Genomic DNA, 223 nt, shown 5'->3' with positions numbered 1-223 from the left:
GGACTCGTTGCGGCTCATGCCGCTCGCGGTCCTGGATTGTCGTCATCGGGCTTCGGCGGTTCGTGGGTCGTTCCGGGCGCTGCACGCTGTCGCGGGAACAGCGGGATCACGTTCCCGCCCATTGGCTCCGCCTCCTGCCGGATGTGCTCCGGCCGCGAACCCTCCGGCGGCGAGCGCATGACTGGCGTCTCCTCGGCGTGATGGTGCTTCTGAGCCATCGCCG

At 69.5% G+C, this 223-nt stretch carries 1 protein-coding gene; it reads right to left on the bottom strand.

Annotated features, from left to right (window positions below):
- Positions 1-14: 14 nt before the first annotated feature.
- On the bottom strand, positions 15-223 hold a 209-nt coding region (locus E4K09_RS29780), incomplete at its 5' end, for a hypothetical protein (RefSeq protein ID WP_204985727.1).

It is taken from the genome of Microvirga pakistanensis (assembly GCF_004458765.1).
GTDB lineage: Bacteria > Pseudomonadota > Alphaproteobacteria > Rhizobiales > Beijerinckiaceae > Microvirga > Microvirga pakistanensis.
The sequence above is the reverse complement of the archived record's forward strand: the minus strand, read 5'-3'. Positions and strand labels throughout refer to the sequence as shown.